Annotated in this window: 2 protein-coding genes and 1 pseudogene; 1 reads left to right on the plus strand and 2 read right to left on the minus strand. The window is 28.8% G+C overall.

Annotation, left to right across the window (positions count from 1 at the left end; translation table 11 throughout):
* Both J7G74_RS16150 and J7G74_RS16155 read right to left on the minus strand, forming a co-directional pair.
* Positions 1-381 (minus strand): annotated as a pseudogene (locus J7G74_RS16150) ((Fe-S)-binding protein); the annotation flags it as partial.
* Between the two features lie 217 nt (positions 382-598).
* The gene (locus J7G74_RS16155; protein WP_297137264.1) at positions 599-1,507 is read right to left on the minus strand and encodes a LysR family transcriptional regulator; all 909 of its coding nucleotides are present in this window, start codon (positions 1,505-1,507) and stop codon (positions 599-601) included.
* A gap of 118 nt (positions 1,508-1,625) precedes the next feature.
* Here J7G74_RS16155 and J7G74_RS16160 point away from each other — a divergent pair.
* The coding region (locus J7G74_RS16160; RefSeq protein ID WP_297137272.1) for a coenzyme F420-0:L-glutamate ligase at positions 1,626-2,369 on the plus strand (744 nt) is incomplete at its 3' end.

The raw sequence follows: 2,369 nt of genomic DNA on the forward strand, positions 1-2,369 counted from the left end.
ATATTGATAATAAAGTTCTGATAAAAGTTTTTGATCAATATCATTTCTAGTTCTCATCAAAGCAAATTCTATAAATCCAGCCATTGGCGGAGGAAGTATATATTGTTTTCCCTTATCATCTTCTATATCTAATAAAATTGCCCTACTAGCAAGTGTATCAAGTATTTTCAATGCTTCTCTTTCACTTACATTCCATATATTAGCAGCTGTTTTTACTCTAAATGCTTTAATTGGTAGTTGAGCAACTAACTGGGCTTCTTTTTCTGTAAACAACATAGCTAATATTTTGTATAAAGTTTGTGATGGAGGTGCCCCTTGTGGAAATCTATTTAACCTCTCTTCCAAACTTTTATATCCATTTTTTGAACTTATATGCGACATTTATATCACCCTTTTGTTTTGTTATTATCTAGATTATTATGGTAAACAAATAATCTCTCTTTTCATTATGTATCTATTACTGTTTTTTTATAATATATGAGGTTTATAAATTGCTATATTCTTTTAAATATAATTTTATTTCTACAAATATTTGATCAAAGTTTTGTTCTCATCTTAATAATTATTGTTATAATAACACTTTAAATCAGTACCTGTGTTATATACTATCATTCAGTGAATAATTAGCAGATGATAATATCTCAACAAATTTTGCGCAAGCTAATGAAAGGGGAACATCCTTTAAATAACAAACCCCTATACTTCTACTTGGTATTTCTTCTAAAACATTAACCTCATACAATAATCCCTTTTCTAAATAATCCCTTGAAAACTCCTTTATTACACAAGCAATCCCTAAATTTATCTTGGCAAACTCCAATAATAAATCAAAAGATCCAAGTTCAAACTCTGGAGAAATTTTTATCCCTTTGGATAACATAAACTTTTCTACATACTTTCTTGAATTTGAATTAGGTTCTAAGAATATTAAAGGATATTTGACCATTTCTTCTAATGAAATCTTCTCCCTTGATAAATCCTTATACTTCTCTCCACAAACAAAAATATCTCTAATCTCTCTACAAGGTCTTGATTCTAATGATTTATCATCAATTGGAAAATTACAAATTGCAATATTAATTTCTCCTGACTTAATTAAAGAGCAAAGTTCTAAGGTAGTACCATTTATAATCTTAAACTTAATATTAGGGTATCTATTATGAAAAAACTCTAAATATGGAAGTAGAAAATACTTAGATATAGTATCTCCTACCCCAATCTTTAACTCTCCCACAGTTAAATCTTTAAATTCTAATATTTTTTCTTCTCCCGCATTGATTAAATTAATTGCTGAATTTACATATTCAAATAAAATGCTCCCCTCATTAGTTAATGATACACCCCTAGGTGTTCTATTAAAAAGTCTAACATCTAGTTCTCCTTCTAATTGCATTATAGCTTGGCTAACTGCTGGCTGTGTCATGTAAAGCTCCTTTGATGCCTTTGAAAAGCTTTTACTTTTTCCTACCTGACAAAACACCTTATATAAATCTAATTTAGTAATCATATAAGCACCCCTTATATCATATATTCATTCTATTTATTTTACTTATACCATTTATTAGTGTATATTACAATAGTACGAAATATTTAAAATTAAATTTAAATTGTTGGGAGAGATTATTTTGGAAAGAGTTATTGGTACAGTTGTTAGGGGACTTCGTTGCCCAATTATAAAAGAAGGCGATAAAATCGAAGATATAGTTGTAGAAAGTGTACTTAAAGCTTCAGAAGTTGAAGGCTTTACTATAAATGATAAAGATATAGTTACTGTAACTGAATCAGTAGTTGCACGTGCTCAAGGAAATTATGCTTCTATAGATAATATAGCTAAAGATGTTAAGTCTAAATTTGGTGACGATACTATTGGTGTAATATTCCCTATCTTAAGTCGTAACCGTTTTGCAATCTGCCTTCGTGGTATAGCAAAGGGAGCTAAGAAAATGGTATTAATGTTAAGCTATCCATCTGATGAAGTTGGAAATCATCTAGTTGACTTAGATATGTTAGATGATAAGGGAGTTAATCCTTGGACAGATGTTTTAACAGAACAAGAATTCCGTAATCTATTTGGGTATAATAAACATACTTTCACAGGTGTTGATTACATTGATTATTATAAATCTTTAATCCAAGAATATGGTGTTGAGTGTGAAGTAATATTCTCAAACAATCCTAAAACTATTTTAAATTATACAAAGAGCGTTCTTACTTGTGATATTCATACAAGATTTAGAACTAAGAAAATTTTAAAAACAAATGGTGTAGAAAAAATCTATAGCCTTGATGATATATTATGTGAATCTATTGATGGAAGTGGATATAATGAAGCTTATGGATTATTAGGTTCAAACAAATCAACAGAAGAA

This window comes from Terrisporobacter sp. (assembly GCF_017888745.1).
In the GTDB taxonomy this organism is placed as follows: domain Bacteria; phylum Bacillota; class Clostridia; order Peptostreptococcales; family Peptostreptococcaceae; genus Terrisporobacter.

Coding starts and splice junctions, on each gene's coding strand:
- J7G74_RS16155 (WP_297137264.1), bottom strand. CDS start 1,507: ATGATTACTAAATTAGATTTATATAAGGTGTTTTGTCAGGTAGGAAAA.